This window comes from Streptomyces sp. NPDC057249 (assembly GCF_042669245.1).
In the GTDB taxonomy this organism is placed as follows: Bacteria; Actinomycetota; Actinomycetes; order Streptomycetales; family Streptomycetaceae; genus Streptomyces.
The window spans coordinates 416,826-437,542 of the sequence record NZ_JBHUXS010000004.1; the positions used below are offsets into that span (position 1 = coordinate 416,826).

The 20,717-nt window shown below is 74.3% G+C and carries 15 protein-coding genes; 11 read left to right on the top strand and 4 right to left on the bottom strand.

What is annotated here, in order from left to right:
- Window positions 1–18 precede the first annotated feature (18 nt).
- The gene (locus ACFUJY_RS10645) at window positions 19–213 is read right to left on the bottom strand and encodes a hypothetical protein (RefSeq protein WP_018103962.1); all 195 of its coding nucleotides are present in this window, start codon (window positions 211–213) and stop codon (window positions 19–21) included.
- Between the two features lie 242 nt (window positions 214–455).
- Between ACFUJY_RS10645 and ACFUJY_RS10650 the strand changes: the two genes are divergently transcribed.
- The 6 genes from ACFUJY_RS10650 to ACFUJY_RS10675 all read left to right on the top strand — a co-directional run bounded on the left by ACFUJY_RS10650 (window position 456) and on the right by ACFUJY_RS10675 (window position 13,606).
- Window positions 456–848, top strand: coding sequence for an ankyrin repeat domain-containing protein (locus ACFUJY_RS10650; protein ID WP_383297402.1), 393 nt, complete (start codon window positions 456–458; stop codon window positions 846–848).
- Between the two features lie 234 nt (window positions 849–1,082).
- On the top strand, window positions 1,083–2,504 hold the full coding sequence (locus ACFUJY_RS10655; protein ID WP_383297404.1) for a HEAT repeat domain-containing protein: 1,422 nt from the start codon (window positions 1,083–1,085) through the stop codon (window positions 2,502–2,504).
- Window positions 2,505–2,605: 101 nt separating this feature from the next.
- Window positions 2,606–6,235, top strand: a complete 3,630-nt coding sequence (locus ACFUJY_RS10660) for a hydantoinase B/oxoprolinase family protein (RefSeq protein ID WP_383297406.1) — start codon at window positions 2,606–2,608, stop codon at window positions 6,233–6,235.
- Between the two features lie 70 nt (window positions 6,236–6,305).
- A complete protein-coding gene (locus ACFUJY_RS10665) occupies window positions 6,306–7,832 on the top strand; it encodes a hypothetical protein (RefSeq protein WP_383297408.1) in 1,527 nt (508 codons plus the stop codon).
- Window positions 7,833–7,899: 67 nt separating this feature from the next.
- Window positions 7,900–8,808: a hypothetical protein gene (locus ACFUJY_RS10670; RefSeq protein WP_383297410.1), complete on the top strand. Its 909-nt coding sequence runs from the start codon at window positions 7,900–7,902 to the stop codon at window positions 8,806–8,808.
- 55 nt (window positions 8,809–8,863) lie between these two features.
- The gene (locus ACFUJY_RS10675; protein WP_383297412.1) at window positions 8,864–13,606 is read left to right on the top strand and encodes a hypothetical protein; all 4,743 of its coding nucleotides are present in this window, start codon (window positions 8,864–8,866) and stop codon (window positions 13,604–13,606) included.
- Between the two features lie 6 nt (window positions 13,607–13,612).
- On the opposite strand, the gene ACFUJY_RS10680 is transcribed toward ACFUJY_RS10675, so the two are convergent.
- Entirely contained in the window at window positions 13,613–14,065 is a 453-nt protein-coding gene (locus ACFUJY_RS10680) for a hypothetical protein (protein ID WP_383297414.1), read from the bottom strand.
- 400 nt (window positions 14,066–14,465) lie between these two features.
- On the opposite strand from ACFUJY_RS10680, the gene ACFUJY_RS10685 reads away from it, so the two are divergent.
- Genes ACFUJY_RS10685 through ACFUJY_RS10700 form a run of 4 tightly spaced genes read left to right on the top strand, consistent with a single transcriptional unit; the run spans window position 14,466 to window position 18,638 of the window.
- The gene (locus ACFUJY_RS10685; protein WP_383297416.1) at window positions 14,466–17,180 is read left to right on the top strand and encodes a nitrate- and nitrite sensing domain-containing protein; all 2,715 of its coding nucleotides are present in this window, start codon (window positions 14,466–14,468) and stop codon (window positions 17,178–17,180) included.
- Window positions 17,177–17,620, top strand: a complete 444-nt coding sequence (locus ACFUJY_RS10690) for a roadblock/LC7 domain-containing protein (protein WP_383297418.1) — start codon at window positions 17,177–17,179, stop codon at window positions 17,618–17,620. The genes ACFUJY_RS10685 and ACFUJY_RS10690 overlap by 4 nt, the downstream gene beginning before the upstream one ends.
- Before the next feature lie 9 nt (window positions 17,621–17,629).
- Window positions 17,630–18,052 (top strand): DUF742 domain-containing protein, encoded by a 423-nt coding sequence (locus ACFUJY_RS10695; protein WP_383297420.1) that lies wholly within the window; start codon window positions 17,630–17,632, stop codon window positions 18,050–18,052.
- A complete protein-coding gene (locus tag ACFUJY_RS10700; protein WP_383297422.1) occupies window positions 18,033–18,638 on the top strand; it encodes an ATP/GTP-binding protein in 606 nt (201 codons plus the stop codon). Before ACFUJY_RS10695 ends, ACFUJY_RS10700 begins: the two co-directional genes overlap by 20 nt.
- Window positions 18,639–18,796: 158 nt before the next feature.
- On the opposite strand, the gene ACFUJY_RS10705 is transcribed toward ACFUJY_RS10700, so the two are convergent.
- Together ACFUJY_RS10705 and ACFUJY_RS10710 are read right to left on the bottom strand one after the other, a co-directional pair.
- Window positions 18,797–19,147: a DUF962 domain-containing protein gene (locus tag ACFUJY_RS10705; RefSeq protein ID WP_018103974.1), complete on the bottom strand. Its 351-nt coding sequence runs from the start codon at window positions 19,145–19,147 to the stop codon at window positions 18,797–18,799.
- Window positions 19,148–19,266: 119 nt separating this feature from the next.
- The gene (locus ACFUJY_RS10710) at window positions 19,267–20,073 is read right to left on the bottom strand and encodes a M15 family metallopeptidase (RefSeq protein WP_383297424.1); all 807 of its coding nucleotides are present in this window, start codon (window positions 20,071–20,073) and stop codon (window positions 19,267–19,269) included.
- 126 nt (window positions 20,074–20,199) lie between these two features.
- Between ACFUJY_RS10710 and ACFUJY_RS10715 the strand changes: the two genes are divergently transcribed.
- A complete protein-coding gene (locus ACFUJY_RS10715) occupies window positions 20,200–20,709 on the top strand; it encodes an NUDIX domain-containing protein (protein WP_383297426.1) in 510 nt (169 codons plus the stop codon).
- The last annotated feature ends 8 nt before the right edge of the window (window positions 20,710–20,717 follow it).

Consider the following 20,717-nt stretch of genomic DNA (forward strand, 5'->3'; position numbering starts at 1 on the left):
CGGTGCGGAGGCGGAGGGTCAGAACTTGATCCCGCCCAGGAGTCCGGCCAGGCTCGCTCCGCCCGCGGTGATGCTCGGTGCGATGGCGGTCCCGGCCAGGTAGAAGCCGAACAGGGCGGTGACGAGGGCGTGCGACGCCTTGAGGCCGTCCTTCCTGAAGAACAGGAAGACGATGATGCCGAGGATGACGACGCCGGACATGGAAAGGATCATGAGTGTTCTCCTGGTTGGAGGGGACGGTCACCATGAGTCCTTCCAGGCTCACCCCAAGTATCCATAAGATAAAAGGGGCAATCGGGTTAAAAGGGTGATTATCCACCCGATCGGCGGAGGTGACGCCCGGGCCTGATCATGTACCCGCACGGGCAGTACCCTGTCGGTTCACTCGCACGGCCCCCGCCGTGCACGTCCCGGCCGCCGACGGCGGCCGAACGGTCAAGGAAGGCGGTACCCCGATGAGCGAAGCGCCCGATCCCGAGGTCGTGGAGCTGGCCTCCAAGGTGTTCGACCTGGCGCGCGCCGGCGACGCCGACGCCCTCGCCGCCTATGTCGACGCCGGCGTGCCCGCCAACCTCACCAACGACCGGGGCGACTCGCTGCTGATGCTCGCCGCGTACCACGGGCACGCCCCCGCGGTCACCGCCCTCGCCGCCCGCGGCGCCGACCCGGGCCGGGCCAACGACCGGGGCCAGACCCCCCTCGCCGGAGCGGTCTTCAAGGGTGAGGAAGCGGTGATCCGCGCCCTCCTCGACGCGGGTGCCGATCCGGCCGCCGGAACGCCCTCCGCGGTCGACACCGCACGCATGTTCGGCAAGGACGACCTGCTGGAACTCTTCGGAGCCCGCTGAACGGGTACGCCGTAAATGTGGTCGCGGTGGCGAAATGGCTGGGTCATCATGACGTCGCGGGCCCGATCCGGGCCAACCGACGAGAGGCAGAGGAAGATGCTCTACACCAGGCAGAAGACGGCGGTCGGCGCATCGTGTTGCCGCGCGGCCTAGGGCTCGCCCCAGTGCTCGTCCCGGAGCACGTGGAACTGCACAGTCCCGGTTGTGTCGACAGCTTGATGTGAGGCTTTCCCCATGTTCGATCCGTTCATAGCGCCGAGCGGCACCCTGCTCGGCCTCCTCCAGAGAGGCCGCGGCGACGGCACGCTCCACGCGCTCGCCGCACCGCGCTCCGAGGCCCTGGCCGCGCTCCACCACTGCGTCCTGAGCGACCCGCGCCACGACTGGCAGATGGAGAACCGCTCCCTCTACTACGCGCGCCTGTTCCTCGACCTCGACGGCGGTGTCGAGGAGATCGAGCGGCACCTGACCGACCCCGAGGACCACCTCGACACCGAGGACTCGCGCACCGGCCTCGCCCTGTCCGTCCTCGGCCACCTCGCCTCCTACGGGCGCGGCGACGCCCTTGCCCTGCTGCGCCGCTACGCCGCCACCGGCTCCAACTGGGCCTGGGCCCTGGACGAGCTCGCGCTGCGCGACGACGACGCCGGACTCCGCTCCCTCGCCGAGCCCGTGCTCGCCCGTTTCCCCGACGACCCCGAGGGCCGCGCCGAGCTGGCCGCGACCGTACGGGACGCCTACGAGCCCCGCCCCTGGCGCCTGTGGGCCGACGACCCGCGCGAGGCGGTCGCCGCCCGCGTCCGGGCCGCCTCCGAGCAGGGGTCCTTCGACCGCTGGCAGCGCCAGATGCGCCCCGGCGCCCCCCGGCCGGGCTGGAGCGTCCAGGCCGTCTTCGACTGGGCCCGGCAAGGACTGGAGCGCGGCAGCGTCCTCCACGTGCCCGCCGCCCGCTGCCTCGCCGCCGTCGCGGGCCCCGAGAACCGGGCCGAGATCGTCGAGGCCGCCCGCAGCGGACCCGACGCCGCCCGCTGCGCCGCCCTCCACTATCTCGCCGCCGAGGTCCGCGACCCCGTCGTGCTCGACCTGATCGAGACCGCGGCCACCGAACCCCGGGGCACCGTCGCCGACGCGGCCGTCGCCGCCTTCGAGCGCATGTGCGGCGAGGACGCCGTGGAGCGCGCCCGCCGCTGGGCCCGCAGGCCCGACGCGCTCGGAGCGTCGGCCGCCGGCGTGCTGGCCGGACGCGGTGGCCCGCAGGACGCCCCCGCGGTGCTCGCCGCACTGCGCGACGCCGTACGCGGCGACGGACCGGACGCGCCACGGCTCTGGGCGCTCGTGGACGGCGCCGGGCGCCTCGGTATCGCCTGCGCCGCACCCGTACTGCGCCACATCTACCGGGAGACGTCCTCCTCGCAGCTGCGCGGCCGGACCGCCCGGGCCCTCGCCGCCACCGACCCGTCCTTCCCCACCGGGTTCGCCGTCGAATGCCTGTGGGACTGCGAGGAGACGACCCGCGAGGTCGCCGCGCGCCACGCGGAGACCGGCGACCTGCGCGTCGCCGAGCGGCTGCGCCGCCTCGCCGCCGACCCCGCCGAGGAGGCCGAGGTCCAGTCCGCGGTACGCAGCAGGATCGGCCCGGACGCCCCGGCGGTCTGACCGGCGGATACACCCCGTAACACCCCAGGAGTGCAGCGCGTCGGGGGCGCGCCGCCCCCGCCCTGTTCCGTGATCACCGGACGGCGGGCCAGTATGGGGGCATGACCGGGCGCTGGGAGTTCTGGATCGACCGTGGCGGCACCTTCACCGACGTGGTGGGGAGGCGCCCCGACGGACAGCTCGTCACCCGCAAACTCCTCTCGCACGACCCGGACCGCTACCGCGACGCCGCCGTCGCGGGCATCCGGCTGATGCTCGGCCTCGGACCCGGTGAGCCGGTCCCCGCCGACCGCGTCGCCGCCGTGAAGATGGGCACCACCGTCGCCACCAACGCCCTGCTGGAACGGCGCGGCGAACCGACCGTCCTGGTGATCACCGAAGGCTTCCGGGACGCCCTGCGCATCGCGTACCAGAGCCGCCCCCGCCTCTTCGACCGCCGCATCCTGCTCCCCGAAGCGGTCTACGACCGGGTCGTCGAGGTCCCCGAGCGCATCGACGCCCACGGCCGCACCGTCACCCCGCTCGACCGCGACGCCGTCGCCCGCCTGCTCCGCGAGGCCCACGCCGACGGGCTGAGCAGTGCGGCCGTCGTCCTCATGCACGGCTACCGCCACTCCGCCCACGAGCAGGCGGTCGCCGCCGAGGCCCGGGCCGCCGGCTTCACCCAGATCAGCTGCTCCCACGAGGTCAGCCCCCTGATCAAGCTCGTCCCGCGCGGCGACACCACCGTCGTGGACGCCTACCTCTCGCCGATCCTGCGCCGGTACGTCGACTCGGTCGCCGCCGAACTCCCCGGCATCCGGCTCATGTTCATGCAGTCCAACGGCGGCCTGCGCGAGGCCGCCCACTTCCGCGGCAAGGACGCCGTGCTCTCCGGGCCCGCCGGCGGAGTCGTCGGCATGGTCCGCACCTCCGCCCAGGCCGGCCACGACCGGGTCATCGGCTTCGACATGGGCGGCACCTCCACCGACGTCTCGCACTACGCGGGCGAGTTCGAACGCGAACTGGGCACCGAGGTCGCCGGCGCCCGGATGCGCGTGCCCATGATGAACATCCACACCGTCGCGGCCGGCGGCGGCTCCGTCCTCCACTTCGACGGCCGGCGCTACCGGGTCGGCCCCGACTCCGCCGGCGCGGTCCCGGGCCCCGCCTGCTACCGCCGGGGCGGACCGCTGACCGTCACCGACGCCCAGGTCATGCTGGGCCGCGTCCGCCCCGCCCACTTCCCCGCCGTCTTCGGACCGGACGGCGACCAGCCGCTCGACGCGGACATCGTGCGCGAGCGCTTCGAGGAACTGGCCGAGGAGGTCGCCCGGGCCACCGGCACCGAGCGGACGGCGGCCGAGACGGCGGCCGGCTTCCTGGAGATCGCGGTCCTCTCCATGGCCAACGCCGTCAAGAAGATCTCCGTACAGCGCGGCCACGACATCACCCGCTACGCCCTCACCGGCTTCGGCGGCGCCGGCGGCCAGGCCGTCTGCGCCGTCGCCGACGCCCTCGGCATCGACACCGTCCTCGTCCCGCCGCTGGCCGGGGTGCTCTCCGCGTACGGCATCGGGCTCGCCGACGCCACCGCCATGCGCGAGCAGTCCTTCGAAGCCGTCCTGGACGCCGACTCCGAGACCCGGGTGCGGGAGCTGTGCGACGAACTCGCCGCCCGCGCGAGCGCCGACCTGCGCGCGGACGGCGTGCCCGCCGACGCCATCACCACCCGTGCCCGGGTCCTGCTGCGGTACGAGGGCACCGACGCGAGCCTGCCCGTCGCCCTGGACACCGCCGCCGCCATGACCGACGCCTTCACCCGCGAGCACCGCTCCCGCTACGGCTTCACGGCCGACCGCGGGCTCGTGGTGGAGACGGTCTCCGTGGAGGCCACCGGGACCGCCGGCGGCCACGCCGAGATCCGGCCGGCCGCCCGCGGCGAGGGCGCCCCCACCGCGCCCCGCCCGTACGACACCGCCCGGATGTTCGCCGAGGGGCACTGGCAGGAGGCCCCGCTCCACCGCCGGGACGACCTGCGGGCCACCGACGTCGTCACCGGCCCCGCCGTCGTCGCGGAGGCCGACGCCACCACCGTCGTGGACCCCGGCTGGCAGGCCGAACTCGCCGCCACCGGACACCTCGTCCTCACCCGCGCCCGCCCGCGCCCGGCCCGGCAGGCCGTCGGCACCCAGGTCGACCCGGTGATGCTGGAAGTCTTCAACAACCTCTTCATGTCCATCGCCGAGCAGATGGGCGTGACCCTGGAGAACACCGCCCGCTCCGTCAACATCAAGGAGCGCCTCGACTTCTCCTGCGCCCTGTTCGACGCCGACGGCAACCTGATCGCCAACGCGCCCCACATCCCCGTCCACCTCGGCTCCATGGGCGAGTCGATCAAGGAAGTGCTCCGCCGCAACACCGGCACCATGCGCCCCGGCGACGTCTACGCCGTCAACGACCCGTACCACGGCGGCACCCACCTGCCCGACGTCACCGTCGTGACACCCGTGTTCGACACGACCGGCGACGGGCCGGTGCTGCGCTTCCTGGTGGCCTCGCGCGGCCACCACGCCGAGATCGGCGGCATCACGCCCGGCTCCATGCCCGCCTTCAGCCGCACCGTGGACGAGGAGGGCGTCCTCTTCGACAACTGGCTCCTGGTCCGCGACGGCACCTTCCGCGAGGACGCCACCCGCGACCACCTCACCACCGCCCCGTACCCCTCCCGCGACCCGGACACCAACCTCGCCGACCTCCGGGCCCAGATCGCCGCCAACGAGAAGGGGATCGCCGAACTGCGGGCCGTATCGGAGCAGTTCGGCGCCGAGGTCGTGGACGCCTACATGGGCCACGTGCAGGACAACGCCGAGGAGTCGGTCCGCCGCATCGTCGCCGGGCTCGCCGACGGCCACTACCGGTACGAGACGGACAACGGCGCCGTGATCGAGGTGACCGTCACCGTCGACCGCGAGGCCCGCGGCGCCGTCATCGACTTCACCGGTACCTCCCCGCAGCAGCCGGGCAACTTCAACGCCCCGAAGTCCGTGGTCATGGCCGCCGTGCTGTACGTCTTCCGCACCCTGGTCGCCGACGACATCCCCCTCAACAGCGGCTGCCTGAACCCGCTGGAGATCCGCGTCCCCGAGGGCTCCATGCTGGCCCCCGTCCCGCCCGCCGCCACCGTCGCCGGCAACGTCGAGACCTCGCAGGCGGTGACCGGCGCCCTGTACGCGGCCCTCGGCGTCCAGGCCGAGGGCTCCGGCACCATGAACAACCTGACCTTCGGCAACGACCGCGTGCAGTACTACGAGACCGTCGCCAGCGGCTCCGGCGCGGGCGAGGACTTCGACGGCACCGACGCCGTCCAGACCCACATGACCAACTCCCGCCTCACCGACCCCGAGATCCTGGAATGGCGCTACCCGGTCCTGCTGGAGAGCTTCCGGGTCCGCGAGGGCAGCGGGGGAGCGGGCCGCCACCGGGGCGGCCACGGGGTCGAGCGCCGCATCCGCTTCCTGGAACCGGTCACCCTCGCCCTGCTCACCGGACACCGCCGGGTGCCCCCGTACGGCATGGCCGGCGGTGCACCGGGCGCCCTCGGCAGCCAGCACATCGAACGCGCCGACGGAGGCCGCACCACGCTTGCCGCCTGCGACAGCGCGGACGCCGGCCCGGGCGACGTCCTGGTGCTCCGCACGCCCGGGGGCGGCGGCTACGGAGAGCCGGGCGGGGAGGACGCGGGGGCCTGACCGGTCCGCCGGGAGCGGCCCTTCTGCGCCGTTTCGACCGTTGTCGGTGCGAGGACCTAATCTGTGCACCGTGACTTCGCCTGCCTACACGGACAACGCTGCGCCCCAGCTCAGCGCGGGGCCGAGGCCCGCACCGGGCCCGGCCGCCGACGAGGGGCTGTCGCGGCGGCTGCGCGCGCTCGCCTGCACCGCGCCGCTGCACGACCTGGACGCGCGCAAGGCGAACCTCGCCGGTGAGTACAGCGGCTACGCGATGGCCGAGGTCGCGCTCGCCGCGATCGACCACGTCACGCTCAACATGGACTTCGACACCGGCGCGGACCACGACCAGATAGTGACCAGGCTCCTCCCGCGGGTCGCGGCCCAGGCCCCCTCCCGCCCCGCCGCCGAGCACGAACGCGTCGCCCGCTGGGTCCTGGAGAACCTGATCAACGTCGGCAGCGTGGACCGCGGCTTCCGCGCCGTCTACGGCACCTTCGGCCCCGACGGCGTCTACGTCCGCCGCGACTACGACTTCAAGCTCATCGAGGAGGTCCCCGGGCACGGCGGCAGCGTCTACCTCAGGGCCACCGACGAAGCCGTCAACGTCCTCGTCGGCGCCCTCGACACGGACGTCACCAGCGCCCAGATCGCCGCCGAGGTGAAGCTGGAGGTCCTGATCAGCCGGGGCCGCCTCGCCGACGCCCAGCTCGCCGCCGAACAGGCCCGCTACCGGACCGTCCAGTACGCGGAGACGCTGCGCAAGACGCTCGACGCCACCCGGCGCAACGTCCGCGCGGTCGACTGGCTCAACGCCGTGCCCGACATGATCGCCGAGGCCCTGGACCACGTCGCCGACCGCTACCGCCACGAGAACGCGATCCTGACCAACATCCGCAAGGCCCGCGACGAGGCCGAGGACCCCGAGCACAAGCGCCGCGCCGCCGAGCTGGTCGACATCGTCAAGGACTGCATCCGCCGCCACACCCAGCTCCAGTCCCGGCTCCTGGAGGCCGGCCCGCTCTTCCGCGCCGAGCAGGACCGCCAGGCCTTCGCCGCGCCCGCCGCCCGCACCGGACTCGACCTGTACGGGCAGCTCCTCGGCCCGCTGCTGCCGCTCCCGGTCGAGCAGGCGAGCCGCGCCACCGACGCCTTCTTCGCCCACGGCACGGGCCTGCGCACCCCGGTCTCCGTCCGGGTGGGCGACCTGGTCGACCTGCTCCTCAGCCCGCCCCCGGCCCGCGAACACCTCGGCGCCGAGATGCCCGAGCCGGACCTGATCGCCACCCCGGACGACAGCCGCTTCAGCGAGGAGCAGCTGGCCGCCGCGATGGAGCTGCTCGACCTGGAGCACGACGCGCCGCGCCGGCTCTCCGGCCTCCTCGCCGACGCCCGCCGCCGCGACCCGGACCTGCCCTACCTGGTCGCCCTGCTCGCCGTGCACGCCGCGAGCCCCCCGGTCGGCACCGCCTACCGCCAGGGCGAGCGCCGCCTGCTGTTCTCCGTGGACGACGGCACCCCGCTGGACGACGAGGAGTTCGGCGGCGCCGACCTCATCGTCGGCACGGCCCTGCTCGACGCCGCGGGCATGGCGGCCGACCGCACGGAGGCCCCGTGACACCCCCCGGCCCCCGGCCCACCCGGACCCCCTACCGCCGTACCTTCCGCACCGAGGAGCGAGTGTCGTGAGCGACCACCGCGCAGAGCACGCCGACGCATGGAGCGAACCCGCCGACCGGCCCGCCCACGAACCCGACCGCCCCGCACCCGCCGCCGTCACCCCGGCCGACGCGGCCGACGCCGCCCGGCTCGTCGCCTTCGGCCTCCAGCCCAAGCTGCTCCCCGCCCGCGACGCGGAGTACGCCGAACTGCTGCGCCGCTACCGGGACGACCCCGCCTTCGCCCGGCTCGCCGACGCCGTCGCCACCGGGCTCGGCCTCATCGTCCTGGAGGTGTCCCCCCGGGCCGGCATGGCCGTCACGGCGGGCGAGGACTCCGTCTTCGCCGTCCGCATGGGCGACTACGCGCGCCGCGCCTCCTCGGACAGCGCCGACCGCTTCCTGCACGGCCTCGCCCACCTCGCCGTCGCCGCGATGGCCTTCCCGCGCCCCGAGGACCTCGCCGACGACGCCTACATCGGCCGGATCACGGTCAACGGCGTCGACGCCTTCGTACGCCAGGCGTGCAACCGGCTGGAGGAGCGGGCCGAGGAGCTGGGCGACAACACTGACCCGGCCAGCGACGCCCCGGGCCTGGAGGCCGGCTGGCGCGTCTACGCCCGGCGCAGTGCCACCGGCGCCACCAAGGACGCCCGCCGGCTCGCCGGTTCCACCACCGGCATCATCGGCAAGGCCGTCGCCTTCCTCACCGACTCCGGCTTCCTCCAGCGCACCGGCGACGACGCCGGAGGCACGTACCGCACGACCGCCCGCTACCAGCTCCAGGTCCGCGACATGGCGGGCAGCGCCGCCATGGCCGAGCTCCTGGAGCTGGGCGTCGTCCCGGTCACCGACGGAAGCGCCACGCTGCTGCCGCCCCCGGACCCCGACGACCTGGAACTGGTGGCCGACGCGGGCCTGCCGTTCCACGGCTGACGGCCACCCGTCACCGACGTCTTCCCTCCTCCCAGAACGACGAGAGTCCGCCGCCATGTACGAGCTGTCCCGGGTCCGCCTCTACTCCATCGGACCGGCCGGCGCACGCTACGCCGACACCGTGCTCGACCTGCGCGGAGTGGGCGAACCCGTGCCCCGCCCCGCCCCGGCGCAGGCGGAGTTCTTCGAGGAGGAGCCGGTCGGCCCGCCGCGCCGGCCCGCTCCCGCGGGGGTCCTCTTCCTGGAGAACGGCGGCGGCAAGTCCGTCCTGCTGAAGCTGATCTTCTCGGTGATGCTCCCCGGCCACCGCAACACCCTCGGCGGCGCCAGCTCCGGCGTGCTGCGCAAGTTCCTGCTCGCCGACGACTGCGGCCATGTCGCCCTGGAGTGGCAGCACACGCTCACCGGCGAGTGCGTGGTCGTCGGCAAGGTCAGCGAGTGGCGCGGACGCCAGGTCTCCAACGACCCCCGGAAGTTCGCCGAGGCGTGGTACTCGTTCCGCCCGGGTCCCGGCCTCGGACTCGACTCGCTGCCCGTCGCCGAGTCCACCGCCGTCGGCCGCCCCGCCGAAGGCGCCTCCGGCGCCCGCGGCCGCCGCCGCACCATGAAGGGCTTCCGGGACGCGCTCACCGAGGCCGGCAAGTTCTACCAGCACCTGGACGTGCACTGGGAAGAGATCCACGACCGCTGGAACGAGCACCTGGGCGACCTGGGCCTCGACCCCGAACTCTTCCGCTACCAGCGCGAGATGAACGCCGACGAGGGCGAGGCGGCCGGACTCTTCGCGGTCAAGAAGGACTCCGACTTCACCGACCTGCTGCTGCGCGCCGTCACCGACACCCGCGACACGGACGGCCTCGCCGACCTCGTCAGCGGCTTCGGCAACAAGCTCGGCCGCCGCGCCGAACTCACCGCCGAACGCGACTTCACCGCCGGCTCCGTCGACCTCCTCGGCCGCATCGTCGAGGCCGCCGGGACCCGCGCCCGCACCCGCGACATCCACGCCGCGTCCGAGCGCCGCACCCGCACCCTCGCCCGCCGCCTCTCCGCCCGCGCCGGTGAGGAGCGCGGCCGGGCCGCCGAACTCGCCCAGCAGGTCACCGCCGCCGCCCACACCGTCACCGGAGCCGAGGAGACCCGCGGGCGCTGCGCCCTGATCGCCGCCGAACTCGCTTACCGTCACGCCTCGCTGGCGCTCACCGCGGCCGAGAAGAGCGCCGCCGCCCAACGCCGCGAACTGGGCGACGCGCGCACCCTGCACGCCGCCTGGCAGGCCGCCGAGGCCGTCTTGCGCCACCGCGCCGCCGCCGACCGCTCCGCCCGCGTCGCCGCCGCGATCCGGGAGGCCGAGCGCGACGCCGCCCCCGCCCTAGCCGCCCGCGCGAGCGCCGCCGCCGACCTCGTCCGGGCCCTGCACACCGCCGCCGAAGCGGGCGAGGGCCGGGCCAACGAGGAGGAGGAGCGCTCCGACGCACTCCAGAGCGCCGGCGAGGCCGCGCACCGGGACGCCACCACCGCCGCCACCGAGGCCCAGCGCGCCCGCAGCGAGGCCGGCCACCTGCGCCAGCGCCTGGCCGAGGTCGAGCAGGAGACCGCCGAAGCCGTCCGGGCCGGCTGGCTCGACGACACCGCGCCGCACGCCGACCCGGCCAGGGCCGCCCTCGCCGCCAACGACGCCGAACAGGCCGCCGTGGCCGCCTGGGACACCGCACGCGAGGCCGCCGGGGCCGCCGCCGACCGGGCCCGCCAGGCCACCGCCGACGAATCCCGCGCCGAACTGGCCGCCGCCCGCGCCGCCGACGCCGCCCGCGCCGCCGAGCAGGCGTACGAGGCGGAGCTGAGGGCCGCCGACTCGATCGCCGCGGAACCCCGCCTCGCCGAACTGCTCGGCCTGCCCGGAGCCCGGACCGGCGCCGTCCCCCGGCCCCGCCAGGCCGCCGCGCCCGAGGCCGGCGCGACCGCCGACGAGCAGCACCGGAGCGAGGAGAGCCCGGACCCGGGACCTGCCGACCACCCCCAGCCCCTCACCGCCGACGAGTTCGACCGCGGCGCCGACGAACTGCGCGACCTGCTCGACCAGAGCGTCGCCACCGCCGAACGCCGCCTGTTCGAACTGCGCACTGCGGCCGCCGACGACGCCCGCATCCTGGGCGCGCTCGGCGACGGCGGCCTCCTCCCGCCGAGCCCGGACGTCCTGGCCACCGTGGAATACCTCGGCGAACAGGGCATCCCCGCCCTCCCCGGCTGGCGCTACCTCGCCCAGGCCGTCGACCCCGCCGACCACGCGGCCGTCCTCGCCGCCCGCCCCGAGCTCGTCGACGGCGTCGTCATCACCGACCCCGACGCGCACGCCCGCGCCCGCGAGGTCCTGGGCGCCGCCGCCCTGCTGCCCCGCTCCGCCGTCGCCGTCGGCACCGCCGCCGCCCTCCTCGCCCCCGTGCCCGGCCCCGGAACGGGTGCGTCCGGTGCCGGTGAGGGCGTCTTCCTCGTACCGCCGAACCCGGCCATGCACGACGAACACGCCGCCGACGAGGAGCGCCAGGCCCTGCGCAGCCGGGCCGCCGCCCGCGACGAGGACATCCGGGTGCTCGCTGCCCGCCTCGGTGCCGACCGCGCGCTCGCCGCCCGCATCGGCTCCTGGCGCGCCGACTGCCCGCCCGGCATGCTCGCCGAACTCGCCGAGGCGGCCGGCACCGCCCGCACCGCCGCCGAGACCGCCGAGGCCGTCCTCGCCGAGGCCCGCACGGTCCGCGCCGAGGCCGACGAGGCAGCCGCCGACACCGCCCGGGTCCGCGAGGAGCGCCAGGAGACCGCCCAGCGCGCCCGCCGGGCCGCCGACGCGCTCGCCGGACTCGCCTTCCGGCTGCGGGAACGGGCCGGCTGGCAGGCCAAGCTGCGCGAACTGACCGACGAGGCGGCGGAGAGCGAGGCCCGCGCCACCGTCTTCCTGGAACGCGCCCGCGCCGCCGACGAGGACCGCCGCGCCGCCCAGCGCGCCGCCGACGACGCCCGCCGCACCGCCCGCGCCCTGCGCGCCGAACGCGCCGAGATCGCCGGCGCCCCCGAACACCTCCCCGACCTCGGCGAGGACGCCCCCCGCCAGGCACTGCCCGCCCTGCGCGAGGCGTACCGGGCGGCGTCCCAGCTGTACGAGAAGGTGGGCGTCGGCGCCGACCTGCGCGCCGAGCAGGCCCGCGCCGAGAGCGACGAGAGCGCCGCCCTCGCCGAGCTGGACCGCCTCACCAACAAGGTCCGCACCCGGGCCGCCCAGCTCCTGGAGGGCACCGACGGCGCCGACGGCCCGTCCCGGCAGGCCGCCGCCGCCCGCGCCGAATCACTCGTCCAGCTCCTGGAGACCCGGGCCTCCGCCGCCAGCGAGCAGCTGGGCCGGCTGCGCGGCGAGGCCGAACGCCTCGCACCCGCCGACGGAGAGAGCCTGCACACCGAGCTGCCCGACGACCGGGTGCCCGCCGACGCCGAACAGGCCCAGTCCCTCCTGCGTACCGCCACCGCCGAGCTGGCCGCCGCCACCGCCGCGCTGGACACCGCCCGGGCCGCGCACGCCGAGCTGCTGCACGCCCACCGCGCCGCCGAGGACGCGGCGGGCGGCTTCGACGAGACCGCCGCCCTGCTGCGGGACCTGCTGAGGGACCACGGCGCCGAGGACGACGCGGAGGACCCCGAGCCGTACCCGGGCAGCCTGGAGGAGGCCCGGCAGTCCGCCGCCGAGGCCCGCCGCTCCCTGCGCGGCTGCGCCGCCGACCTCTCCGCCGCCGAAGCGGCCGTCCGGGAGGCGAGCGACGTCCTCGTACGGCACGCCAACTCCACCCGCTACGAACAGGTCCGCACCCCGGCCCGGCAGCAGATCCGCGAACTGCCGGCCGCCGCGCTCCCCGAGCACGCGGAGAAGTGGGCCGCCGCCTTCGCGCCCCGGCTGCGCGTCCTCACCGACGAGCTGGCCCAGCTGGAGCGCAACCGCGACTCCATCGTGGACCGGTTGCGCGGCCTGGTGGAGTCCGCGCTCACCACGCTCCGCTCCGCCCAGCGGCTCTCCCGGCTCCCCGAGGGCCTGGGGGAGTGGTCCGGGCAGGAATTCCTCCGCATCCGCTTCGAGGAACCCGACCAGACCACCCTCACCGAACGGCTCGGCGAGGTCATCGACGAGGCGACGAAGGCAGCCCTCCGGAAGAACTCCGACCTGCGCCGCGACGGCATGTCCCTGCTCCTGCGCGGGGTCCGGGCGGCCCTGGAACCCAAGGGCATCGCCGTCGAGATCCTCAAGCCGGACGCCGTGCTGCGCGCCGAGCGCGTGCCGGTCGGACAGATGGGCGACGTCTTCTCCGGCGGACAGCTGCTCACCGCCGCCATCGCCCTGTACTGCACGATGGCCGCGCTGCGCAGCAACGACCGGGGGCGCGACCGGGCCCAGCACCGGCACGCGGGCACGCTCTTCCTGGACAACCCGATCGGCCGGGCCAACGCCACCTACCTGCTGGAGCTCCAGCGCGCCGTGGCCGACGCGCTGGGCGTACAACTGCTGTACACCACCGGCCTGTTCGACACGACGGCCCTCGCGGAATTCCCGCTCGTCATCCGGCTGCGCAACGACGCGGACCTGCGCGCCGGGCTGAAGTACATCAGCGTCGAGGAGCACCTGCGCCCCGGGCTGCCGCAGCAGGACCCCGGCAGCGAGACGGTGCACGGCGAGATCACCGCGACCCGCATGTTCAAGCGCGGTGCCCCGGCACCGAGGACACCGGACGCGTCCGAGACCGTCGAGGAGACCCGGGCTCCGTAGGGGGCCTCAGGCCCGCGACAGCCGGCGGTCCGCGCCGCCCCGGCGGGCTATCCGTGCCGCGTCCCGCTGCGCGGCGCGGGCCTCACGCCGCGCCGTGCGCCGCTCGCGGCGCAACTGCCGGGCCGAGCTGCTGGGCTCGGAGACCACGCCGTTGCGCTGGTTCCACACCTGACGGGTGACCCAGACGTCCAGCACCGCCCAGGTCGCGACCACCGTGCTCGCAACCCCGCTCAGCACCATGGGGAAGGAGAGCCAGGAGCCGGCCAGCGCGGTGAGGAACGCCACCATCGCCAGAATCAGCGTCAACGACAGGACCAGCACCGCCCGCACCGCCGCGGTGCGCACCGGGTCCGGCATCCGCCTGCGCGTCGCCGGCTCCTCCACCCACAGCGGCGGCCTCCCCGGCGCGCCCGCGTCCCCCGTCGGTTCCACCGCGCTCTCACGCTCCTGTGTGTCCAAGGCCCTTCACTCCCACCGCTGTCCGACTTCAGGGTTGCTGCCCGGCATACACCCTTTCTACGCGGACGGTCCGTCCCGTCCGCCCGAGCGTGCCCCGTTGGTCCCTCTACCCCCGTACAGACAGACGAGTGGCCGGCGGTGAAGATTCCTCCCAGCTGTCACGAAACGAAGAATTCCAGCCAACCGGGGCGTGAAGGAACTTGCCATGCCCCAGGGCCTCTTCTGTCGCTTTCGTGAATTTCATCTCCCGGAATACCGGGACAAGCCATGGTCAACTCCCGGTAAGGCGGCCGAAAATCGTCCGGACATGCCTTCGAGTTGTCTGTCCGTCGGTAGTAGGCTCGCGCCGTTTGTTGACGAAACCCGTCCCCGGTCCCGCGGGGATGACCTGGGGGAGGCCATGCGCTTTCGCGGAAAGTCCATCCGCAGGAAGATCGTGGCGTTGCTCGTGGTGCCCCTCGTATCGCTCACCGCCCTCTGGGGATTCGCCACCTATCTCACCGGGCGCGAGGCCGGGAAACTGCTCAGCGCGAGCACCGTCGTGGAGAGGGTCGGCCACCCCCTCGAAGACACCGTCCGGGTCATCCAGAGCGAACGCCGCCAGACCCTCGTCTTCCTCGCCGACCCGCGTGCGTCCGACGCCCTGCCCGTACTGCGCAGGCAGCGCGCCGCCACCGACCGGGTCGTGGCCGAGGTCCGCGAGAGCGCCGGGCAGAAGGACATCCGCGACGCGCTCGGCGCGACCGCGGAAACCCAGCTCGGCTCGATACTCGGCGCCGTCGAAGGACTCGACGCCCTGCGCGCCTCCGTCGACGAACGCACCATCGGACGGCTCAAGGCGATGGCGTACTACAACCGGCTGATCGACCCCTGCTACCGATTCCTGTCCGGCCTGCACACCATGGAGAACGTCTCCATGGACCGGCAGGTCCGGGCCCTGACCGGGATATCCCGCGCCCGGGAAATGCTTTCCCGGGAAGACGCCCTGGTCGCCTCCGGGCTCCTGGCCGGCCGCCTCACCGCCGCCGAACTCCGCCGGATATCCGACCTCGTCGCCCAGCGCGGCCTGCTCTACGAGACCAACCTCGACCTGCTCCCCGCCTCCGAACGCCGCCGCATCGAGCAGTACTGGCAGGGCCCGGACAGCGAACCCCTGCGCTCCGCCGAGGACGGGATCATCTCCCGGGGCCCCACCACCAGCCCGCGCACCGCCGACGCCGCCCGCTGGCAGGAGGTCGCCCCGGCCGCCCTGGAACGGCTGGCCAACGACTCGACGGAGATGAACAACCGCTTCAAGGACCGGGGCAAGCCCGCCGGCTACGGCATCCTGATCAAGGCGGGCATCGCCGGCGTCCTCGGCTTCCTCGCCCTCGTCGTCTCGGTCTTCGTCTCCGTGCGCATCGGCCGCGAGCTCGTCCGCGACCTCACCCGGCTCCGCAAGGACGCCCACGAGGTCGCCGGCGTACGCCTGCCGAGCGTGATGCGCCGCCTCGCCGCCGGCGAACAGGTCGACGTGGAGACCGAGTCCCCGCACCTCCAGTACGAGCGCGACGAGATCGGCCAGGTAGGCCAGGCCCTCAACACCCTGCAACGCGCCGCCGTCGAAGCCGCCGTCAAACAGGCCGACATGCGCCGCGGCGTCTCCGAGGTCTTCGTCAACCTCGCCCGCCGCAACCAGGTCCTGCTCCACCGCCAGCTCACGCTCCTGGACACCATGGAGCGCCGCACCGAGAACACCGACGAACTCGCCGACCTCTTCCGCCTCGACCACCTCACGACCCGCATGCGCCGGCACGCCGAGGGCCTGGTGATCCTCTCCGGTGCCGCCCCCTCCCGGCAGTGGCGCAAGCCCATCCAGCTGATGGACGTGGTCCGGGCCGCCGTCGCCGAGGTCGAGGACTACGAACGCATCGAGGTCCGCCGGCTGCCCCGGATCGGGGTGGGCGGCCCGGCCGTCGCCGACCTCACCCACCTGATCGCCGAACTCCTGGAGAACGCCACGGTGTTCTCGCCCCCGCACACCGCGGTCCAGGTGCACGGCGAGCGCGTCGCCAACGGCTTCACCCTGGAGATCCACGACCGGGGCCTCGGCATGCCCCCCGACGTCCTGCTCGACGCCAACCTCCGGCTCGCCGAGACCCCCGAGTTCGAGCTGTCCGACACCGACCGCCTCGGGCTGTTCGTGGTCAGCCGGCTCGCCCAGCGGCAGAACGTCCGGGTGTCCCTCCAGACCTCCCCGTACGGCGGCACCACCGCCGTCGTGTTCATCCCGGCCGCCCTCCTCACCGACGCCCCCGAGTCGCACGGCACCGGCTTCCGCCTCGACCGCAGGGCCGAGAAGGCCATCGCCGCCAGCGCCCCGGGGGGCGACCCCCGGCGCCCCGAGGCCGACGACCCGGTGCCGGGCCGGCCGAGCGGCCTCTCACCGGTGCCCACCGGACTGGTCGACCCGGCCCTGCTCAACGGCCCCGTCGAGCTGGAGGGCGACGAGCCGCTGGACTTCACCCGCGACCCGGTCCTCGAAGCCGTGGCGGGCCCCGGGCTCGACTCCGTGCTCGACGGGGTCGCCGACCTGGAGGACACCGAGAGCGAGCGCGGCGGCATCTTCCGCGCCCGCGCCCTGCGCCGCGACGCCGACCGCGAGCAGCACCAGCAGGCCGCCGACGACGGCGTGCGGGCGCTGCACCCCGAGGGCGCCCGGCCGCTGCCCCGCCGGCGCCGCCCGCCGACGCTGGTCACCGACCGCGGCCGACGGGTCGACGGGGGAGGCCGCGCCCACCCCGCCTCCGAGGACCGCGAGCCGGTCCGCCCCGCCGGGCCCAAGGTGCCCGCACCCCGTACGCCCGAACCCGCCCCCGACACCGTGGGCGGACTGCCCCGCCGCGTCCGGCAGGCGAGCCTCGCCCCGCAGCTCCGCGAGGGGCCGGACGCCCGCACGGCGGGGCCCGTTCCGGTGGAGAGCGCCGAGGACGTCGAGCGGGACGCCGACGAGGTACGCAGCCGTATGGCTTCGCTCCAGCGCGGCTGGCAGCGAGGCCGCCAGGAGAACGCCGAGGACCCGACGGACCCCGGCGACATCGCACCAGGAACCACTCCGGGAGGGGACGGTCCATGACCGCACCGCACGCCGCCGCAACCGACTCCGCACGCGAGGGGTCCGGCGAACTCAGCTGGCTCCTCGACGAACTCGTCGCGCGCGTCGCCAGCATCCGCAAGGCGCTGGTGCTCTCCAGCGACGGACTGCCCACCGGCGCGTCCAAGGACCTGACCCGGGAGGACGGCGAGCACCTGGCCGCCGTCGCCTCCGGCTTCCACAGCCTGGCCAAGGGCGTCGGCCGCCACTTCGACGCGGGCAGGGTCCGCCAGACCGTCGTGGAACTGGACGAGGCGTTCCTCTTCGTCACGGCGGCCGGCGACGGCAGCTGCCTCGCCGTGCTGGCCGAATCCGACTCCGACGTGGGGCAGGTGGCGTACGAGATGACGCTCATGGTCAAGCGCGTGGGGAGCCACCTGGCCAACGCGCCCCGGACGACCGGTCAGCCCTCCGGGGGGTGAGCGGACGCCATGAGCGCCGCATCGCCCGGCTCCCCGGAGACCCCGGAAGGGCCGCGGACCCCGCGCTGGTACGACGACGACGCGGGCCCCGTCGTCCGCCCCTACGCGATGACCCGCGGGCGCACCAGCAGCGCGTCCCGCCACCGCCTCGACCTGATCGCGATCGTCGTGCCCGAACCCGTGGCCGACGACCCGGACAGGGACCAGCTGCTCACCCCGGAACACGTCGAGATCCTCGAACTCTGCGGTGAGCTGCCCCAGTCGATCGCCGAGCTCGCCTCGTCCCTGGACCTGCCCGTGGGCGTGGTCCGGGTGCTGGTGGGCGACCTCGTGGACGACGAGCTGGTACACGTGACCCGTCCCGTTCCGCCGGCCGAGCTGCCGGACGTGAACATTCTCCGTGAGGTGATCAATGGCCTTCGGGCGCTCTAGCCGCGGCAGGCGGCCCGTGGAACCCGTCACCCTCAAGATCCTGGTGGCGGGCGGCTTCGGCGTGGGCAAGACGACGCTGGTGGGCGCGGTCAGCGAGATCAGGCCGCTGCGCACGGAGGAGCGGCTGACCGAGGCGGGCCGTCCGGTGGACGACCTGGACGGCGTCGAGGCGAAGACCACGACGACCGTGGCCATGGACTTCGGGCGCATCACGCTCCGCGAGGACCTGGTGCTGTACCTCTTCGGCACGCCGGGCCAGGACCGGTTCTGGTTCCTCTGGGACGAGCTGGCCCAGGGCGCGCTGGGCGCGGTCGTGCTCGCGGACACCCGCCGCCTGGCCGACTGCTTCGCGGCCGTCGACTACTTCGAGCGCCGCGAGATCCCGTTCGCCGTCGCCGTCAACTGCTTCGAGGGCGCTGAACTGTTCCCGGAGGCGACGGTACGGGCCGCGCTCGACCTGGACCCCCAGGTGCCGCTGTTGATGTGCGACGCGCGGGACCGGGCATCGGCCCGGGACGTCCTGGTGGCCGTGGTCGAACACGCCCTGGCCCGCGCGGACCGCCCGCGCGAGCCGGTCACGACCTAGGGCCCTTCCTTTGGATCAGGCCGGGCTCGCGGGCTCTGGCACCGCACCTCGCGGCGTTGTCGTCAATCACCAACGCTCCGCGTTGCCTCAATCCTCCGCCTTGCGATGCACGGCACCAGAGCCCGCTCCCTGATCCGGCCTGATCCAAAGGAAGGGCCCTAGCGCCCGTTCTCCGCGAGCCACTTCTCGGCGGTCTGCGCCAGCTCGTGGTCGCGCCCGGCCAGCATCATGCGGATCATCTGCGCGTCACCGCGCAGCGACCAGGCCGGATGGCCGAAGGTGGCCGGGTTGTTCTTCTCGATCAGGAAGTGCGCGGGCCAGGCCGTGCCGTAGCCGATGAGCGGCAGCGCGGCCAGATACCGCTTCCGGCCGCGCGCCAGCCCGTACGCGCTGATCGCGAGACCGGTCAGGGTGCCGGTGAGATGCACCCAGCGGGTCGCCGCCCGCGAGTGCATCGCGACGTAGTACGGCCAGAACTCTTCGTACGAATCGAACGTCTGCTGTGACATACGGGCACCGTAATGGCTGATCCGGCAACCGGAAACGGCCGGGCCGCGTCCGAAAGGGAGAACGGGCGGCCGGAACCCACGGGGGTGGTCCCGGTCGCCCGTTCCCCGCGCCGGCCGGCTCAGTGCCCGGCGACCGACCTGCGGGCCACCGGGAAGTCGAAGTAGGTGTCGGGGAACGCCTCGGGCCGGAAGGTGTAGTGCCACCACTCCTCGGCCAGGTTCACGAAACCGGCCTCGGTGAGCGTCCGCTTCAGGAACTGCCGGTTGGCGCGCTGCACCCCCTGGATACGGGGATCATCGGTGTGCGACAGCGTGTCGAAGCAGTCGAAACCGGTGCCCATGTCCACCGAGTTGTCCGGGAAGCGGTCGGCCTGCGGCGCGTAGCACGGCACCAGCTGCTCGCCCGGGCGGTACGGCCTGGTCGGCAGGGCCGGCAGCCGTACGAGCGTCAGGTCCACGGTGCTGCCCCGGCTGTGCCCGGACTTCTCCGCGATGTAACCGTCCGCGAAGAGGCGCGACTTGTCGACCCGGGGATAGAACTCGCCCTTCATCGTCTCGTCGTCGAGGTCCTTCGCCCAGCGCACGAAGTGGTCGACGGCCCGCTGCGGGCGGTAACAGTCGTACACCTTCAGCGAGTAGCCCTGCCGAAGCAATCGCAGCTGCGCGCGGTGCAGGGCCTCGGCGGCCGGCCGGGTCAGGATGCACAAGGGCTGCCGGTACCCGTCCACCGGCTCGCCCATGAAGTCGTGGGCGGTGGGGTAGCGCATCTCCTGGATGATCGTGGGATCGACCGAACGCAGCGAGACGAACTCCCGGGGCGCCTTCGGCTCGGGCTTCGCCTGCGCCACCGGGGCGGTGACGGTCACGGCGAGCAGGGCGGCGGCGGAGGCCGCCAGGGCACGGAAAGCGGTCGCGATGGCTGTCATGAGCACATCCTCCATGGTCCCGGGGTGCCGCGGAGGCGATCCGGTACAGTCCGCGCGTGTCCGCCACCGGCCCCACGCCCGGTACCCACGAGCGCCGGCCCGGCCCCACGAGGAAACGGAGCGCCCGTGACCCACTCCCACTGCCCCGCCTGCGGAGCCGCGTACACCGGCCTCCCGGCCCCCGGCACCTGGCCCCGCACCTGCGCCGCCTGCGGCGAGACCGCCTACCGCAACCCGCTCCCGGTCGCCGTCGCCCTGCTCCCCGTCACCGACGGCGGGACCACCGGACTCGTCGTCATCACCCGCACCATCGAACCCGCACGCGGCGGCCTCGCCCTGCCCGGCGGCTTCATCGACCACGCCGAGGACTGGCAGCACGCCGTCGTACGCGAACTGCGCGAGGAGACCCGCATCGAGGCACGCCCCGAGGACGTCCGCCTCGCCGACGCCCTCAGCTCACCCGCCGGACACCTGCTCCTCTTCGGACTGCTCCCCGCCCGCCCGGCCGCCGCGCTCCCGCCGTCCGCCCCCACCGACGAGACGTCCGGCCACACCCTGCTCACGGCCCCCGCCACGCTCGCCTTCCCCCTCCACACCGAGGCCGTCCACCGCTGGTTCGCGGGCCGCTACCGCTGAACACGCCC

Bases quoted from the DNA above. Each gene is read 5' to 3' on its own strand.
- ACFUJY_RS10645 (WP_018103962.1), bottom strand. From the start codon at position 213: ATGATCCTTTCCATGTCCGGCGTCGTCATCCTCGGCATCATCGTCTTC.
- ACFUJY_RS10650 (WP_383297402.1), top strand. From the start codon at position 456: ATGAGCGAAGCGCCCGATCCCGAGGTCGTGGAGCTGGCCTCCAAGGTG.
- ACFUJY_RS10655 (WP_383297404.1), top strand. From the start codon at position 1,083: ATGTTCGATCCGTTCATAGCGCCGAGCGGCACCCTGCTCGGCCTCCTC.
- ACFUJY_RS10660 (WP_383297406.1), top strand. From the start codon at position 2,606: ATGACCGGGCGCTGGGAGTTCTGGATCGACCGTGGCGGCACCTTCACC.
- ACFUJY_RS10675 (WP_383297412.1), top strand. From the start codon at position 8,864: ATGTACGAGCTGTCCCGGGTCCGCCTCTACTCCATCGGACCGGCCGGC.
- ACFUJY_RS10685 (WP_383297416.1), top strand. From the start codon at position 14,466: ATGCGCTTTCGCGGAAAGTCCATCCGCAGGAAGATCGTGGCGTTGCTC.
- ACFUJY_RS10690 (WP_383297418.1), top strand. From the start codon at position 17,177: ATGACCGCACCGCACGCCGCCGCAACCGACTCCGCACGCGAGGGGTCC.
- ACFUJY_RS10695 (WP_383297420.1), top strand. From the start codon at position 17,630: ATGAGCGCCGCATCGCCCGGCTCCCCGGAGACCCCGGAAGGGCCGCGG.
- ACFUJY_RS10700 (WP_383297422.1), top strand. From the start codon at position 18,033: ATGGCCTTCGGGCGCTCTAGCCGCGGCAGGCGGCCCGTGGAACCCGTC.
- ACFUJY_RS10705 (WP_018103974.1), bottom strand. From the start codon at position 19,147: ATGTCACAGCAGACGTTCGATTCGTACGAAGAGTTCTGGCCGTACTAC.
- ACFUJY_RS10710 (WP_383297424.1), bottom strand. From the start codon at position 20,073: ATGACAGCCATCGCGACCGCTTTCCGTGCCCTGGCGGCCTCCGCCGCC.